This is a genomic window from Flavobacterium sp. DW-iso2, from assembly GCF_058725285.1.
Map to the genome: position 1 here is coordinate 107,151 of NZ_JBZXDY010000005.1, position 17,487 is coordinate 124,637.

General features: G+C 31.9%; 14 protein-coding genes. 3 read left to right on the plus strand and 11 right to left on the minus strand.

Annotation, left to right across the window (positions count from 1 at the left end):
- Window positions 1–16: 16 nt before the first annotated feature.
- The 8 genes from pbfA to AC4PRO_RS05325 all read right to left on the minus strand — a co-directional run bounded on the left by pbfA (window position 17) and on the right by AC4PRO_RS05325 (window position 10,520).
- Window positions 17–1,366, minus strand: coding sequence for a (R)-1-hydroxy-2-aminoethylphosphonate ammonia-lyase (gene pbfA, locus AC4PRO_RS05290; protein ID WP_492116578.1), 1,350 nt, complete (start codon window positions 1,364–1,366; stop codon window positions 17–19).
- A 34-nt stretch (window positions 1,367–1,400) separates the two neighbouring features.
- The gene (locus AC4PRO_RS05295) at window positions 1,401–3,041 is read right to left on the minus strand and encodes an alkaline phosphatase family protein (RefSeq protein ID WP_492116579.1); all 1,641 of its coding nucleotides are present in this window, start codon (window positions 3,039–3,041) and stop codon (window positions 1,401–1,403) included.
- An 8-nt stretch (window positions 3,042–3,049) separates the two neighbouring features.
- Entirely contained in the window at window positions 3,050–4,555 is a 1,506-nt protein-coding gene (locus AC4PRO_RS05300) for a SusD/RagB family nutrient-binding outer membrane lipoprotein (protein ID WP_492116580.1), read from the minus strand.
- Window positions 4,556–4,566: 11 nt separating this feature from the next.
- On the minus strand, window positions 4,567–7,650 hold the full coding sequence (locus AC4PRO_RS05305) for a SusC/RagA family TonB-linked outer membrane protein (protein ID WP_074722308.1): 3,084 nt from the start codon (window positions 7,648–7,650) through the stop codon (window positions 4,567–4,569).
- A gap of 688 nt (window positions 7,651–8,338) precedes the next feature.
- Window positions 8,339–9,190 carry a site-specific integrase gene (locus AC4PRO_RS05310; protein ID WP_492116581.1) on the minus strand — a complete coding sequence of 284 codons (852 nt, stop codon included), beginning with the start codon at window positions 9,188–9,190 and terminating at the stop codon, window positions 8,339–8,341.
- A gap of 212 nt (window positions 9,191–9,402) precedes the next feature.
- Window positions 9,403–10,017 (minus strand): IS3 family transposase, encoded by a 615-nt coding sequence (locus AC4PRO_RS05315; protein WP_492116582.1) that lies wholly within the window; start codon window positions 10,015–10,017, stop codon window positions 9,403–9,405.
- 15 nt (window positions 10,018–10,032) lie between these two features.
- On the minus strand, window positions 10,033–10,218 hold the full coding sequence (locus tag AC4PRO_RS05320; protein WP_492116583.1) for a hypothetical protein: 186 nt from the start codon (window positions 10,216–10,218) through the stop codon (window positions 10,033–10,035).
- A gap of 23 nt (window positions 10,219–10,241) precedes the next feature.
- Entirely contained in the window at window positions 10,242–10,520 is a 279-nt protein-coding gene (locus tag AC4PRO_RS05325; protein ID WP_492116584.1) for a transposase, read from the minus strand.
- A gap of 165 nt (window positions 10,521–10,685) precedes the next feature.
- Between AC4PRO_RS05325 and AC4PRO_RS05330 the strand changes: the two genes are divergently transcribed.
- Complete coding sequence (locus AC4PRO_RS05330) at window positions 10,686–11,204, plus strand: LytR/AlgR family response regulator transcription factor (RefSeq protein WP_492116634.1); 519 nt, start codon at window positions 10,686–10,688, stop codon at window positions 11,202–11,204.
- A 4-nt stretch (window positions 11,205–11,208) separates the two neighbouring features.
- Window positions 11,209–11,337: a LytTR family transcriptional regulator DNA-binding domain-containing protein gene (locus AC4PRO_RS05335; protein WP_245744893.1), complete on the plus strand. Its 129-nt coding sequence runs from the start codon at window positions 11,209–11,211 to the stop codon at window positions 11,335–11,337.
- A gap of 246 nt (window positions 11,338–11,583) precedes the next feature.
- Here AC4PRO_RS05335 and AC4PRO_RS05340 read toward each other — a convergent pair whose 3' ends face one another.
- From AC4PRO_RS05340 to AC4PRO_RS05350, 3 genes are read right to left on the minus strand one after another with little or no spacing between them, the layout of a single operon-like run.
- Window positions 11,584–13,035, minus strand: a complete 1,452-nt coding sequence (locus AC4PRO_RS05340) for a hypothetical protein (RefSeq protein ID WP_074722304.1) — start codon at window positions 13,033–13,035, stop codon at window positions 11,584–11,586.
- A complete protein-coding gene (locus tag AC4PRO_RS05345) occupies window positions 13,032–13,574 on the minus strand; it encodes an RNA polymerase sigma factor (RefSeq protein ID WP_074722302.1) in 543 nt (180 codons plus the stop codon). Before AC4PRO_RS05345 ends, AC4PRO_RS05340 begins: the two co-directional genes overlap by 4 nt.
- A 14-nt stretch (window positions 13,575–13,588) precedes the next feature.
- Complete coding sequence (locus tag AC4PRO_RS05350; protein ID WP_492116585.1) at window positions 13,589–14,002, minus strand: hypothetical protein; 414 nt, start codon at window positions 14,000–14,002, stop codon at window positions 13,589–13,591.
- A gap of 577 nt (window positions 14,003–14,579) precedes the next feature.
- Here AC4PRO_RS05350 and AC4PRO_RS05355 point away from each other — a divergent pair.
- Entirely contained in the window at window positions 14,580–17,327 is a 2,748-nt protein-coding gene (locus AC4PRO_RS05355; protein WP_492116586.1) for a helix-turn-helix and ligand-binding sensor domain-containing protein, read from the plus strand.
- Window positions 17,328–17,487 lie beyond the last annotated feature (160 nt).

The window sequence follows — 17,487 nt, forward strand, 5'->3', positions numbered from 1 at the left end:
TTTTATAAAGTGTAAGCTAAATATTTTCAATATTAGTTAGACTATCGTCTAAGATAGTCAATGCAAGATCTAACTCTTCCCGAGTAATTGTTAATGTAGGTGACAATTGCAATACATTTCCAGCAGATATCTTAAAACTTAACCCTCGTTTTAAACATTCGTACATTATCTTTTCAGCTTCAGTATTGGCTTTTTCTTTGGTGAATTTATTAGTCACTAATTCTATGCCCCACAACAAACCAATACCTCTAACATCTCCAATTAAAGCATGTTTTAATTTTAATACTTCAAATGCTGATTTTAAATACACTTCATCTTTCTTTACCTTTTGCAAGAGGTTGTCATTTTCAATTATAGCTATTGTAGTTAAACCAGCAATAGCTCCTAACGGACTTTTTTCATGCGTATAATGCCCTAAGGAAATATCCTGAAATCGATTGTACTTGTCTCTAGTGATAATGGCCGCTTGTGGAATAACCCCACCACCTAAACCTTTACCAATACACAAAATATCAGGTTCGATGTCATAATGTTCAAAGGCAAACATCTTAGCTGTTCGACCCAAGGCAATAGGAATTTCATCTAAAATCAATAGGACTTCATATTTATCGCAGAGCTTTCGGGCTTCTTGCCAAAAATGCTTCGAAGGAATCTGGACGTCTGTATTTCGAATCGTTTCGGCAATAAAAGCACCAATATCATTTTCTTTCGAAAAAACATATTCTAAGTATTCTAGACATTTGTTTTCGTTATCTTCGAAGATACCTCTATACGTTACTGGTGGTGGAATACGCTCAACACCGGGCGTCAAAGGGCCCATATAGTCCCTAAAAGCAGATTCCCCGCCAACACTGATCGCATCTAATGAAGCCCCATGAAAAGAATCCCAAAATGAGACTACCTTGAATTTTCCTGTTATTGCTCTGGCTAGTTTTAATGCAATTCCCACCGCAGCGCTACCGTTAGGAGTTAGCAGAATTCGATTGAGATTAGAAGGCATAAGACTAGCTAGTTTTTCAGCAAAATTAATTGCCGGTTCATTGGTAAAACGTCTTGGAGAAAATGGTAAAGTTTGTAATTGTTTGATAATATTTTCAATCAAAATAGGATTACCATAGCCTATTTGATGTACATTATTTCCATGGAAATCTAAATATTTCTTACCAGAAATATTTTCGATATAAGCACCACTACAACTTTTCAAAACATCTAAGCAAGGTGTTGATAATGATTGATGTAAAAAATAGCGAGCATCTTTGTCTAAAAGAATTTTCGTCTTATCATCAATTTCATTTGCTATCCAAGCATCCCTAATCAAAGAAATATTGATGTCCCCTTCTGTTTTCTTGTTCTCTCCTAAAATCATAATTTATATGCTAATATGTTTCTTTACCCTCTTTTTAGCCTTTAAAAAGGGTTGTTGGAATAATTTGTTTAGGCATTGAAGCTGTTTTGTAATAAACATCAAGCCATCCTGAGCCACCGCCATTAAACCATGTGACCTCTAATGGATAAATTCCTGGCTTCAACCTTATCTTACCCGATTTTTCTACAACACCATGGTCTCCATCATTGTTTACAATAATTTCGTTATTGATTTTAAGAATGCTTCCATCGTCAGAGCGAGTGAAAAATACGTAAGTATCTTCCTTCTCGATAACCATTTCAGTTGTAAACTTTACAACAGTATTATCCTTGATAGCTTCTTTTACTTCATCTGATGTAATTTCGAAGCAAGTTCCTTTAGCATCAGGAGACAGTTGATCCAAAAAAGGAATGCTAGTTAAATTCGACAAATAAAATACCTCATAAGAAACTGGTGGTTTTAAATGTGTGGGATACACTCTAAAAAATGCCTCAGTAACCGTGCTCACAATTTTATCATTTTCGAAAACAGCACTTTTAACTACTGTGTTTTTCAAAACTTGAAATGGTTTAATGTAACTATTCGATGAGCGAGAAGGCATGGAACCATCTAAGGTGTATTTTATGCTTCCTTGATTATTCGGGTTTTCAATCAGCACTTCAGCATTATCTTTAAACAGACCACCCGCTTTTTTAATCATTGTTGCTTTTGGTACAATTACCGGTTCTAGCAGCCTTTTAATAATAGGATAATCATCTGATTGATTAAAACCTACAAACGCATTTTTTATTGGTTTTCCAATACCAGCCATTGGTAACTGCAAACCCAAAGCAAAAGCTACTGTTGCTGCGTTGTCATATTGATAAACTGGGTATTTTATAGTGTACCCTTTCTTTACCGACTTTCCCCAAATAATAAATGGAATTTCTACTTCTTGCAAAGTTTCGCCACCATGACCTTTGCCGATTCCACCGTGATCTGAAGATACTATTACTAGCGTTTCATTAGCCATTGGAGACGAAGTAATAGCTTGCATCACTTCAGCCAATAAGGCATCGGCTTTTTCAACAGCTATGTAATACTCGGGAGTACCATGACCAAATTCATGACCGGCATGATCAACGTGATCAAAGTGTATGAAAGTAAATGTTGGTTGTTTTGATATTATGTAAGCACTAGCAACTTGAGCTGTTTCATCTTCTGATTTTGGATTTATATCATAATCAACAGCACTTTTTTCAAAAAGTCTCCCAAATCCATCCCAATGGTAAATTGCCCCAATTTCTGCATTTTTTATTTTGGTGTTAACCAAATTAAAAATAGTAGGAAACAAAAAATCATCACTTTGTACCACTGCGGGTAATACAAAATTATTTTTTTCCCAACTATTAGAAGTAATCCCATGCTGTTCAGGCCCAGCACCTGTAATCATGGTAGCCCAATTAGTGCTTGAACTTGAAGGTAAAACTGCTCTAGCATGCATGGTTGAAGTACCTTCGGAAATTATTTTATCAAATTCTGGTGTTTTTGTATTAGCCAGACCGTCAGGACTTAAACCATCAAATCCGATAACTACTACGTGTTTAACAGGGTCTAATTTTTGACTCTGTATTGGAAAACAAAACCACAGGGAATAAATCCCTATGGTGATGAATATACTTTTTTTTATTTCCATATTAATACCTATTTGATTATCCACATTGTGGCATTAATATCGTCAGAACCGCTGTATTGAGAACCCAATGCTGCATTTACATTTGTTGTATTGTTTTCGAATTCACTTACAGGATATTTCCAACGTAAAGGTATCTTGCCTCCGTTTTTATTGGCTGGACCAATATCAAACGAAGGAATACCTGTCCTTCTAAAATTACAATATGCTTCTATTCCAGAATTATCAAAAAAGGCAACGTATTTTTGAGTTAGAATTTGATTCAGTCCATTGGTATTGTTTCCTTTATAAACCACATTAGAATTTGTTAGAAAGGAATCAATATCTGCTTGTTCTATGTCATAGAATTGCATAGATCCCTTGATCCCATTTTCATAGTGTGTTTCTGCATTGCCAGTCGTCCAGCCTCTATTAATAGCTTCGGCAATATTAAATTCCTGCTCTGAATAACCAATCTGTATATAGGGCTCGCCTTTAAATGTCGAATAATATCTTTTTTCACTTGGGTAACTGTATTTTCCCGCATCAGAATCTACTTGCATTTGTCCTTGTTCATCACCAGTTTTAGCACCTACATAAGCATTTAAGTTTAAAGGATCATTAGCCTTGAAAAAAAACGGTGCAGGATCTGCAACAACGTAAATGCGGGGATCATTATTAGCTTTAAGTAAATCTAAATAGGTTGCGCCAATAATATTCCTATTTCTACTGAAACCATAGCTTGTTGGATTTAATTCATAACGGTTCCCCTGCTCGTCAGAGAATGTACGCATCATATTATCTGATATACCACTTAACAATGGGTATTTTGAAGGATTAGAAATGATTGCATTTACTTTACTTGCAATATTTAAGTCTGCATTTTTCTTGCTCAAAGAAATTAAAACTCTCAAATGATAAGCATTAATTGTTTTTTGCCATTTATCTAGATCTCCATTGAAGAAGAAATCGCCAGAAATTACTGAAGTTCCTACCTGTGTCTTTGCTTTAGTTATCTGGTCGTTAGCGGCTTCCAATAAATCTAAGACTTCGATGTAAACTGATTTTTGATCATCATATTTTGGCTTGGTAATTGCAATTTCAGATGACGCTTGTAAAGCCTCGGTTAGAGGAATGTTTCCAAGTCTTTTAGACATATAATCATAGAAATACGCTTTAAAAAATTTAGCAAGAGCTTCATACTTTTCTTGATTATCGAGTCCTTTAGCTTCTTTTTCCATTGCAATTACTGTGGATAAGGTATTGTATCTAAAATTTGCTGTACCCCAGTTATAATCTTGATCGCCATAATAATCAAAAGAGATTACCCAGAATTGATTGTCACGCTGCGTTTCACGCCAAGGCCCATCGTCACTAATATTGTTAACAACATTTAAAACTTCTGATAATAACATCGAAGGAGGGACGCTAGTGGCTTTGTTTGGATCATCTGTTAAGTCGCTAAACGGTGTGCAGGAAAACACTAGTAGCATAACAGCTAAAATTGTTAAATACTTTGTACTATTATAATTTTTCATTTTTAATTTATTTAGAATTTAAGGTTTACGTTTAAACCGTAACTTTTTACTGTTGGTGTTTGTAATGGAGATCCTTTTTCACTGTTAAACTGGTCTAAATCAATGTCTTTGTGCTTGGCAAAATAGATTAAATTTCTACCTAATAGCGAGACAGATGCACTATTAATAAAAGTATTTTTTAGCTTTTTTGATGGTAAGTTATAGGTAAGAGTTACTTCTCTTAATTTAAAGAACGTTTTGTCAATAATGTTTGCAGCTGTTTGTCCATGATACGACTTTGAAAAATCTTGATAATACATTTTTGTTGTATTGGGAGCAAAAGTTCTAGTATCTGATAGTACATTTCCTTCACCATCAGTAGTTAATAGACCTCCAGTAATTATTACTCCATCGGTTACATATGATTTTATACCCTGAACGTCAAAGGCTCTTTCGGGAGTGTCTGTACCAATTTGTCTACCACTTTGCCACATTTTAAGTGCTACATAATTTTCAATTTTTCCCCCATAACGACCATCAAGTGAAAAATCAAGAGAGAAGTTTTTGTATCGTAGATTGTTTGCAATTCCTGCAGACCAATCTGGTGCTGCATAACCAACTCTTGTTTGATACGCATTTTGCAATGGCTTACCATCATTTCCAACAATTAATTGACCTTCGTTAGTTCTCATGAAATCTGTGATATAATAAGCGTCTACTCTTTCGCCAACTTTTATCCTTCCATTATTGGTTATGTCGCCGTACACTTCTTGTAAGTATTCTTTATATGCAGACCAGTTCAGACCAATATTCCAACTAAAACTTTCATTTTTTATAGGAGATGTTGTTAATGCTATTTCCCAACCTTTTGTTTTAGTAGTAATACCATTTTGTTTTTTACCATCATACCCTGAAGCTGCAGAATATTGTAAGTCAAATATTTGAGGACCATTTTTATTTTCATAATAGGTAATATCAAAACCCAATTTATTTTTCAACAATTTAGTTTCTATACCAAATTCAGTAGAGGAGTTGAAAGCTGGCTGCAAATCTTGATTTGACAAAACCGAATTGACATAGGCAGGATTATAAGTTGTACCATTTATAGTAAACGGACTGTTTAATTTATAGGTGTTTAAATTACTATAAATAGCTAAAGAACTTCCTACTTTGGCATAAGATGCTCGTACTTTTAAATAATCTACTATAGGTATATTTACTACTTCACTCAATACAGCACTCAATGAAACCGATGGGTAGAAAAAAGAATTGTTTTTTTCTGGCAATCTAGAATCTTTATCAATACGTCCTGTTGCGCCCAAAAATAAGAAAGACTTGTAAGAGAAATCAGCAGAGGCATAGTAGCCATAAGTTTCATAATGGCTATTGTAGTTTGTCGGTTGAACCGGTGTTTGTGTATTACTTAATGTATATAATCCAGGAACGATTAAATAATCTGTGGTAGCAAATAAGTTTCTATATTTTTCTATGTTTATATTTGAACCTAATGTAGCGTTTAAACCGAAATCACCAAATGTATTATTGTAATTCAACATGAAATCAGTATAGCTCTTAATATTATTATAGTACGATTCCTTATAATCACCTTGTGCTTTTTCTCGCCCATACGTAGACATTGAATAAGGAAATTTTTCATTTTCAAATTCGTTTTCAAGAGCTATATTTGTTCTTATGGTAGCATTTAAATTAGTATTGAATTTGTGGTTTAAGTTTATTTGTCCTCTGAAATCATTTGTTTGTTTTCCTCTCAACCATTCATAAGCCATAAAATAAGGGTTGTTGTAACGTGTATATTCAAAATTCTTTTGCTGCAAACCTTCTTTGCCATCTTGCCAGTAATTTCTAAGATCCCTAACATCATAATCTGCACCACCCCAGATAAGCATGTTGTATATGTAACTATTTGGTCCGTAATTTACATTTGGATTATTTGGTGAAGTTTGTAAACTAAAATTAGCGCTTGCATCTATAGAAGTTTTTTCGCTAAAGTTATATTTACTACTTAAGTTGAAGTTATATATGTTAAGTTTAGTATTTGGATTAATTCCTTTTTGATATGTGTGTGACATCGAGAAGCGAACGTTTCCTTTGTCAAATTGGGATGCTACAGCTAGATTAGTTGTTTCTAAAATTCCAGTTTCAAGAAAATTATTTAAGTTATTTGCTCCTCGTGCTAGCCATGGTGTTGGGATTAGTTTTCCGTTTGCATCTAAAGGGCTGTCATATTGAGTAATTAACTGTCCATCAAATTTTGGTCCCCATTGATCATAATCTGCATCATTAATTCCTCCACCTTTTCCGTCCAAAAAAGCATAATTTCCATAAGAACCTGGCCCATAATTATTTTGTGTTTTTGGAACTGCATTAAAACCTCCTTGCAAAATGCTGTTTTGGTTTAACTCTACGACGAAACCTCGTTTATCTTTAGTTCCTCTTTTCGTAGTAATTTGTACTGCTCCATTTCCACCGTCAGATCCATACAATGCAGCAGCATTAGCGCCCTTTAATACGTTAATACTTTCTATGTCGTCTGGGCTGATATTCCAAGAATCTGTACCTAATGGAACTCCATCAACAACTATTAAAGGTTTTTTCCCTCTTAAGTATAAATTTGGAGCAGTAAAAAATTCTGCTGAAGAAGCAACAACCAGTCCTGAGACTTTTCCAGATAACGAATTTAGAACATTTGGATCTCTTGCTTTAGTAAGATCACCTTTAACTTCTTGAACTGAGTATCCTAATCTTTTTTTCTCTTTTTTAATTCCTAAAGCAGTAATAACTACTTCATTTAATGATTGTGAATCTGGTTTCAAAACAATTACCAAATTAGAGGTCGTGTTGGTATCTAATTCTACTAATTTATATCCTATGTACGAAATCAACAGAATTGATTTGTTCGCTGGAAGTTCAATTTTGAAGTTACCATCAAGATCTGTTAAAGTGCTAATAGTACTTCCTTTTACAGCGATTGATACCGATGGTAAGGGGATATTATTTTCACCTAAGACCTTCCCTTTTATATTACTTTGAGAATGGCTAATAACAAATGATAAAAGGGTAATTATCAATATTAGATTTGCTTTAGTTTTTTTCATTTTTTAATATTTGTAAATTTAATTAATTATTATGTGGCAAATATCGATAGGGAATATATACTTAACTTGCTTGTAATGTTATTAAATAAATGCCTTATTGTTAAAGACGTTATTAAATAGTTAACTAAAAATGTTTACAAATAGTAAATATTTTATAAAGTCATGATAGTAATATTTTATATTGTTACACCGTATTTTAAAAATATACTGTCATATGTAAGTCAAGATCAGGTATGCCAAGTACAACAGACAGCGGGTCTATTTCATACGACTCAATTCTGGGAGGAGGAAGGACCTCATTTAGTTTTTATTCAAACCATTTAGGAGAAGCTTCAACAATTTCATAGAGCTTAACTTTTACGATAATTAAATTTTTAATTATTTAGCAGGTAAAGATTGCGGTGGTAAGTAATTCGACGAATATTTTTTAATACGTCGAAACGACTTAACAAAGAAATAGCTTAAAATGGCTAAAGAAAAATATCAGCTATCAACGAATTTTTCCTTAGGTCTTTATTTGCGGGGGAGGTTTTATGAGATGACGAGGGGGTATTTAAACTTGAATTTGCTTTTGCTCCAAATGTGCTTTCATCCTTAAATTTGGCATTGTTTTACTTCCAGTAGCAGATTACATAGACTAAATCATTATTCTAAGCTTATTAAGTGCTAAATTCAATTAGTGAAAATTCTAATTAGCCTTTTTGATGATTTTATCATTGTTTCTGTTTAGCATTTTATTTCTTAAAATTATCATGTCCTCACTAACTTTTTTATCTAACACCTTTGCATAATGTTGAGTGGTTCTTAAGTTTTTGTGTCCAAACATTTTGCTAACACTTTCAATAGGAACTCCGCTCGTGAGTGTTACTGTGGTTGCAAAAGTATGGCGTGTAATGTGAAAAGTAAGTTCTTTTTCGATTTCACAAATGCCTGCGATCTCTTTTAAATAGGCATTCATTTTCTGGTTGCTCAAAATGGGGAGCAGTTTGTTTTGATTGCAGCTTTCAAGATGATCCTCGTATTTATCAATAATCATTTGGGTAATTGGAAGAATTGGAATCTTCGAAGCCGTTTCTGTTTTCTGGCGGTGGGTGAATATCCACTTTTCTCCATCAATACCGAGGCTTATGTGGGACTTTGTTAGGTTTTTGACATCAATGTAAGCCAAACGGGTAAAGCAGCTAAAAAGAAAGATATCGCGTACTAAGGATAGTCTTTCTGTTTTGAAATCTTTGTTGATGATATTCTCAATTTCTCCCTCTGACAAATACACGCGTTCCACTTCTCTGATTTTAGCTTTGTAGTTACTGAATGGGTTTCTGTCTATCCAATTGTTGGCCAAACAGATCTTCATGATTTTGCTAAAGTTCTTGATGTATTTGATAGCGGTGTTGTTGGCGCACTTTCTAACACTTCGTAAGTAAAATTCATAATCGGTAATAAAAGCATGGTTTATTTTGGCAATCTCGATATCGGATATTTTGTATTTCCATTCGAGAAAATCGATTGTATGTTTTAAGGAGGTCTTGTAGCGCTCCAATGTTGCGGGTGCATATTATTTACCCACCAATTCTTTGATTTTGTTGTTATGGTCTTGGAGGATAGGGACGAGGGTTCTATATACTGTACCCATTTTTCAGACAGAAATCTCAACGATTTAAAATAGGTTTTTAGTTTGATATTCTATTATTTTGGCTGAAATAGGAGATAACTTTTGGCTATTATGAAAAGCCAAAAAAAGTCATTCTGATTTTATGCTACTTCCTTTTTGTAATAATTATTATATGGCGTTCCATAGTCTAATGACTGATTAAGTCGCCGTTTATTATAAAATTCAAAATAATCTTTGAGTCCTCTATAAAGCATGATTCCATCAGAATATGCTTGTAAATATACATTTTCGTATTTGACTGTCCTCCATAATCGTTCTATAAAAATGTTGTCAATAGCTCGTCCTTTACCGTCCATAGAAATTTTTATTCCATTGTTTAATAGCACATTGGTGTGAACCTCACTGGTGTATTGACTTCCTTGATCTATATTGAAAATTTCGGGCGCACCATACTTATGTATGGTTTCTTGCAAAATATCGGCACACCAATCGGTACTCATTGTGTTGCTTACACTCCAGTTCAAAACAAATCTTGTATGCAAATCTATAATCGCAGTCAAATACATAAATCCTTTTGCCATAGGAATATAGGTGATATCTGTTGCCCACACCTGATTTTTAGGGGTAATCTTCGAACCTTTGAGTAAATAAGGGTATTTCTTATGTTCTTTATTACTCATTGTTGTTTTAGGTTCCCTATAAATGGTTTGCCAATTGATGATTTGCATCAATCGTTTTACCCGTTTGTGATTCACTATAAAACCTAAATCCTAGAGCCAGAACGTCAGTTTCCTGCAACCATAAGATGGAGTATTAAAATACTGTTGGTCTAGTAGTTGCATTATTTTCAAGTTCTCTAAACTTTCCTGTTTTGCTTTATAATAAAGACCGCCGCGATGAATTTCTAATAATCGACATTGTTTGACAATGCTCAATTTATTTTGGGTATCGACCATTTTTACTCGCTCACTGATGGATACTAACCCAGACTTTTATTTAAAAAGTCATTCTCTAAAGTCAGCTGACCTATTCGAGCATAGAGTTTCTCTGTTGGAATTTCATCTTTGGCAACAACTGTTTTTTCTGCAGAAAAAATCGCAGAAAGATTCCGGATCGCTTCTGCCTTCCACATTGAAATTTGGTTGGGCAGCAACTCGTATTTTTTTGATAATACTTCGATGGTATCTTTCTCTTTTAAGGCTTCCAAAACAACTTTGGATTTGAAGTCTTTCCCGAAGGTTCTTCTTGTTCTTGACATAATAGTGCTAATTTAAGGTTTTTATTCCTATCTAAATTAGTCGGGATATATTGTCCGAATTTTGGGGGTCAGCATAATCCTGAATTGTAAATCTTAAAGCTCCGTTTTTTAACGGAGCTTTTTTTTTAACTTTGTACAAAAAAAAACAAAATTAAAATAGCCATTATTGAAGATGAAAATCTTGCATCAAGATATCTAAAATCGGTTCTTGAACTACAGACAATACTTTCTATCTCTGAAATTTATATACTGAAGTCTGTGAAAAATGCTACCATTTTTTTTAAAGAAAATAATGTTGATCTTGCTTTTATGGATATCCACTTAGGAGACGGTAAAAGTCTCGATATTTTTGAACAAACAACTATTTCATGTCCTGTTATTTTTATTACTGCCTATGATTCATATGCGGTTAAGGTATTCAAACACTTCACAATAGATTATCTTTTAAAGCCTTATGCTGAAGAAGAGTTATTAGAATCTTTGATAAAATATAAAAACATAAAAGACACTTTTAATCTAGGATTAATTGTTAAGTCTTTAACTGAAATTGAAAATAAAAACAATATTCAGAATAATTTTTTGGTGAACCATAGAGATAAACTTATATCGATAAATGATTCAGCGATAGCTTATTTTTTTTGCAACGGGGAAGCACCTTTTTATTCATATCAATACAGGACATAGTTATTTGTATAATAATAATTTAAAAGATTTGGTCAATACAATTGATTCGGTTCTTTTCTTCAAAATAAGTAGAAAATACATCATCAACAGAAATTATATTCAGGAATTATTAAACATAATAGTCAAAAAATAGAAATACTTTTAAACGTGCCTATTCCAGATTCAGATCCTCTTATTTTGAGTAAAAAGGAAATTAATAATTTTAAGAATTGGTTGAATTCTTAAATAGTATAATATTAAAAAAAAAACAAACAAGGATAAAATGATGGAAGTATATTAATACTGTTTTATCAACTAGAACTGCATTTTAACCAACTATGACAAGTCTGTTGCAAAATTGTGATATCTTGGATAGGAGGTGTAGGTACTATAGTAATTATTAAAAATGGTAAATAATTCCCGAATATAATCCAATAATAATAGGTTTGAAATTTCCTGTTTTGTTAGAATATGTATTGAGTTGGTATTTCAGGATAGGTTCAAAATTTAACTGAAATGATTTAGCAAACTGGTATTTAAATCCCATCCCAAAGTTAGTACTGAAATGTATTGAATTTAAATTGGTCGCTTCTCCCAATTTGAAATTAGCTTCAGGAGAAACTAATGCTATTTCGTTTTCTTTTAAGAATAAAGTACTAACTCCGCCAATGATATTGATACCAATTTTTTTATCTAAAATAGCATAAGAAATTTCAAGCGGAACTTCATAATAGCCCATTTTTTGATTAATGGAGCCGCTGCTTGTTTTTTGTAAATTTTTTTCAAAAGAAATTAAGGAGTTTAAATTGTCTTGATTTTGAATTTCTATAGCGTTATTCGCGGTATATTTAAGATTGGCCAAGCTATTACTATTTAAGCCTGCTGCGTACGACACGTCATTAGTATTATAACCTACCGAAAACGAATTAATTCCTGATCGTAAGGCGAATTTATTACTCAAAGCATAATTTATTCCAACACCATAGCTAAAGCCGCTACCAGCTGTTTTATTGTTTTGGGATAATTGCGGGTCGATGGCAGAGCCAGATGAATTGGTATTGAGATACATTGCAGCAACATTAGGAACTAATTTCCATTTTTTTTTATGGATAGTAGCAACTTTCAGCTCTTTTTTATCTTCTTTCTCCTTTAAAAGTTCTTCGAGTTCATTAGGAACAGTAGAAATAGGAGATTCTAATTTTTCTGCATTAGTTTGAACAACTTTTGAACCTTGTTTATCTTTTAGAAGTATTGTAGTATTATTTTTATTTAAAACGGATTCCTCTATTATTAGATTTTTCGTATTGTTTCTCTCAACAAGAGCCTCATCAGTATTGAGTTTATCCCTTACTAACTTATTCTCTTTTAGCGGTCTACTATATTCTTTTTGATAAACCGCAGTACTATTTTGATATTTCGCTTCAGTACTATTGTTTTTTGACTTCGTTTTTGTAGATAGTTGGTCTGTATTTGTCCGGTTTGATTTAGATATTTTATCATTAGTAATAACTATTTGGTTTGTTTTTCTTTGATAGTTTTTGTTTATGCCTTCTGTGTTCTTAGTAGTGTTAGAATCAACATTAGAATTAGGTATAGTTGTCGTTTCTTGTTCTAAAACGATAATGTTTATAGGTAAATTAGTCTTTTTTAAGTTAGTGTTCAAAGCAAATAAAGCAGGAAATAATACCACAGCAATACCAGCATATTTAAACCATATTGGTACTATTCGTCTTTCTTTTTTTTCCTCTTGTAAAGCAGTTTGAATGTTCAACCAAGTTTGATCATTAGGTTCTGTTTCAAAATCTTTGAATCTTTCTTGAAACAATCGGTCTATGTTTTTTTTGTTTTTCATTTTACCGATGATTCGTATTTAATTTCGGTTATTTTTTCTATTTTTTCTTTTAAGATTAAGCGCGCTCTAAAAAGATTTGATTTTGTAGTTCCAGTCGAAATATTCAGTATTTCGCTAATCTCTTTATGAGAATATCCATCAAGTACATATAAGCTAAAAACAATTCTATATTGATCTGGTAGTTCATGAATGATTTGCATCAGAAATTCGAGAGAAATATTCTCATCGTCAATGTCAACTTCGACATCAGCGATTTTATCATCTAAAACCTCCATGAATCGAACTCCTTTATATTTTTGGAGAATATTATTGATAAGTATTCTTTTAGCCCATCCCTCGAAAGAACCTTTATCGCTAAACTGTCTCATTTTTCCAAATATAATTAAGAATCCGTCTTGGAGATTATCTTGTGCGTCTGCATAACTAGATGAATATTTTAAACATACCCCAAAAAATTTTTTAACGAATAATAGGTATAACTGTTCTTGAGCCTTAGGGCAGTTCTTTTTACATTCATTAATTAATTGTTCTAATACCACAGAATTACACTATTTTAGTCAACAACTTGAATTTCTACGTTTTCAAATAGGTCTTTACCATCCGCATCTTTTCCTTTGTAAAACTTAAAAACATAAGAACCGGAATTTGTTGGGTAAAAATCAAATGAAACTTCAGACTCTGCAGGAACCACATCAATGCAAACTTGGTCACTTTTTGCAGCGGCTTGTATGGCTATAGTTCTAATGTTAGAATCTTTACTATAGTAAATACCTTGATAAAGATAGCATTCTGTAGGTTTTTGATAATTCAATTTGATTGTATAAGTTTCTCCTAATTTAAAGCTTGCAGGAAGCACATAGCTTTCAATAGGAAGTATTTCGTACTGATAGTTATCTTCATAATCATTATCAATACTGCAGCTTAAAAAAGTTGTAGCTAGTACGAATAGTAAAATAATTTTTTTCATTTTTCAATAATTAAGTATATTATAAATTAAGGATTTAATTATAAAAAATAGCCATCCCTCTTTTATAAAGATGCTGAATTTTGTAAAAGGTTGCGTCAAAAAAGTTTTTTTAAAATTAAAATTAAATTTCAATATCTGTAAACTTAGATATGACATTTGCTTCTATAAAAAAAAATTTTTTTCATTTGGATTGATTTATTTGCGTAATTTTCAAATTCTTGTTTTGTAAAAGTAGCGATTGGAAACCCAAAAACATGTCCAATAAATTTATTCTCAGCAAATTGCCTATCCACATACAAATTGTAAATTCCAGTCCCGTTGACCATCTAATTCCAATTTAAATTGATCATTGATTTCTAATATGTTTAATAAGTATTATTTGTTTTAATTTATTGATTTTTAGATACGTTAATGGTTGTTTGTAGTTGAGTTAATCAATAGTTTGCACTGATCAATAGAAACTGGAAAGTCGTGGTCAATTTGTCCCTTTTTTCCAGAAGTATTCTCAGTTAAGAGTTTTTTTTTACATCTTAAATCTAATAAATGTGAGTATATTTGGAGTAAAAACCATCTAGATTTGAAAGCTATTACTTTAAAAATATTTTTATTCTTTCTAATAATTACTCCATTTTATGCACAGGAATTACTTCCTTTTGTAGAGAATTATAATAAATCAAATTATCAAGGTGATAATCAATCGTGGAATGTTACCCAAGGTAATGATGATGCGATGTATTTTGCAAATCATCACTATTTACTGCGTTATGACGGAGTAAAATGGGAGAAAAACATGTTGCCAAATAAAACCATTATACGGTCAATTTATGCTATAGATGACAAGATTTATTCAGGTTCCTATAAAGAATTTGGATATTGGATGCGCAAAAACGGAAAGATGAATTATGTGTCATTATCGGAGGGAAAATCTGTTTTTGACGATAAGGAGAATGAAGAAATTTGGAAGATTTTTCAATTTAATAAAGCTATTTATTTTCAATCATTTAATTCTATTTACAAGTATGATGGAGAGAGTATTACAAAGATTAAGATACCATTTCTAATTTCTTATTGCTATGTAATCGACAACCAGTTGTTAATTGCTTCCGTTAGCATTGGCGTGTATAGAATGGTAAATTCTCGTATCGAAAAAGTGCAAGGGTGGGGTATTTTAGAAAATAATATCATCCACGGAATTGAGAAGTTCCAAAACAAAATCTATTTTTTTACTAAAAAGAATGGAATTTACGTCGAAGAAAACGGAGTTTTAACTCCCTGGAAAAATTCGCTTAATGAGACTTTAAAAACCGCAAATATAAACGGGGCTCGTTTTCTAAAAGGTAGCAAATTAGCTGTAGGAACAAGTAGCAAAGGTGTTTATATTTTCAATCTTGAAAGTAATACCTATATAAATATTGACCGTAAAAATGTACTAATGAATAATTCTATTTTAAGTATTGGCTTAGACAAAGAGAATGACTTATGGTTAGGCTTAGATAATGGAATTGCACATATAGAGATTAATTCACCAACTGCTATTTTTTATGATAATACTGGCACTTTGGGTTCGGTTTATTCGGTTGTTAAAAGTAACGATGGTTACTTGATGGCTTCTAATCATGGTGTTTTTAAATATGAAAATAAAGGTTTTTCACTAATTCCAAATTCAGAAGGTCAAGCTTGGAATATCAAGAAGATAAATAATAAGTTCATCATCGGCCATAACGAAGGAACTTTTGTTTATGAAAACAGTATTTTTTCGAAATTAAATAATATAAATGGAGGTTGGAGTTTAGTTAAAAGTAACGTTAACGACTCTTATCTACAGACAAGTTACAGTGGTATTTCAATATATAATAACTTAGAGGACCTCTTTCAGAAAATTGATGTTAAAGGGATTCTAAAGCCTATAAAATATGCTGCTCAAAATAAAAAAAACGAAATATGGGCTGCTGATAACTATAGAGGGCTGTATAGAATAACTTACAATGATTTTTATGAAACCATGGAGGTGGAGAATATTACACAAAAAAGTAAAAAGAAGGCGAATGACTTTGGAGTGAAAATATTTGAATTTAGAAATGAAATTCTTTTCTTGATTCACAAAACGTGGTATACTTATAATTCAATTTCAAATCAGCTAGTGGAAAACGAATTATTTAATTCAAATTTTGCAAATACTTCTGATATTGTAAAAATAGACGAAGATCATTTTATAATACTAAAGGAGGGATTATTATATCAGGTCGATGTTAAAGGGAATAATTTTGTTCGAAATTTAATTCAAGAAAAATACTATAAAGGTAAAATCATCAATGATTATCTAAAAGTATTTAAAAATGGTAATAGCTATTTGCTGAATTTAGATGATGGTTTTATTTCACTTCAATTGAAGAATGATTTGGTTATAAATCCCAAAATTAAAATTGAAGCATATAATAATGATGAATTAGTTGGTAATAATAGCACCATCAAATATAATTCAGAATTAAAGATACATGTAACTTCAGGAATTTATGGGTCAAGTAAACCAAGCCTATTTTATAAGATAAATAAGTCCGAGGACTATTCTCTAGTGAATGGAGGAGTAGTCGTTTTGAATAATTTAGAGAGTGGAAATTACGTGTTGACGATATACAGTCATGATGGAATGAATTATAACGAAGTCTCAAGTTTTGACTTTTATATCGCGAATCCATGGTATATCTCTTTTTGGATGATTGTACTATATATGGTCGTAATAGGAACCATTTTATTAGTGTATTATAGATGGAATAAAATGCGTTACATTCAAAAGCTAAAATTACAGGAAGAGGAATTGAAACACCAAAAGGAAATTCTGGAAATGGAATTGAAAGCGGAGAATGAATTGAATAGTCAAGAATATGAAAAGCACATTTTAGAATTAGAACTGCAAACAAAATCATCAGAGGTAACTGGGAAATCACTTTCAATTGCGAAGCAAAGTGAAATGATTGAAAGTATCCAAGGTATCTTAGATTCAGCAACAGATTTAAACAAACTGAAGAGTGAGATTAGTAAGACTATTAAAATAAATGCGGTCAATAAACACGAATGGGAAACATTTGAAACGAATTTGAATCAGATTCACAATGAATTTGTAATTGCGTTATCTAAAAGATTTCCAAACCTTACTCAGAAGGATATTAAGTTATGTATTTATTTAAAGATGAATCTTTCTTCGAAAGAAATCGCTCCAATGATGAATATTTCTTTTAGAGGAGTTGAATTACATCGTTATCGATTGCGAAAGAAATTACAGCTCGTGCAAGATGACAACCTTTCTAAGTTTTTATTATCAATATAAAAACCAATTATTTTTTACATTTTATATTTTTTTTAAGGTATTTCGTAACAGAATTATAACACATCATTACTACATCATTGAGATGTAAAGTAATCACTCAGCACGCTCGAAACCCCCTAAAATCATTGAATTACAGTATTTTTTTATTAGCTTGATGTAG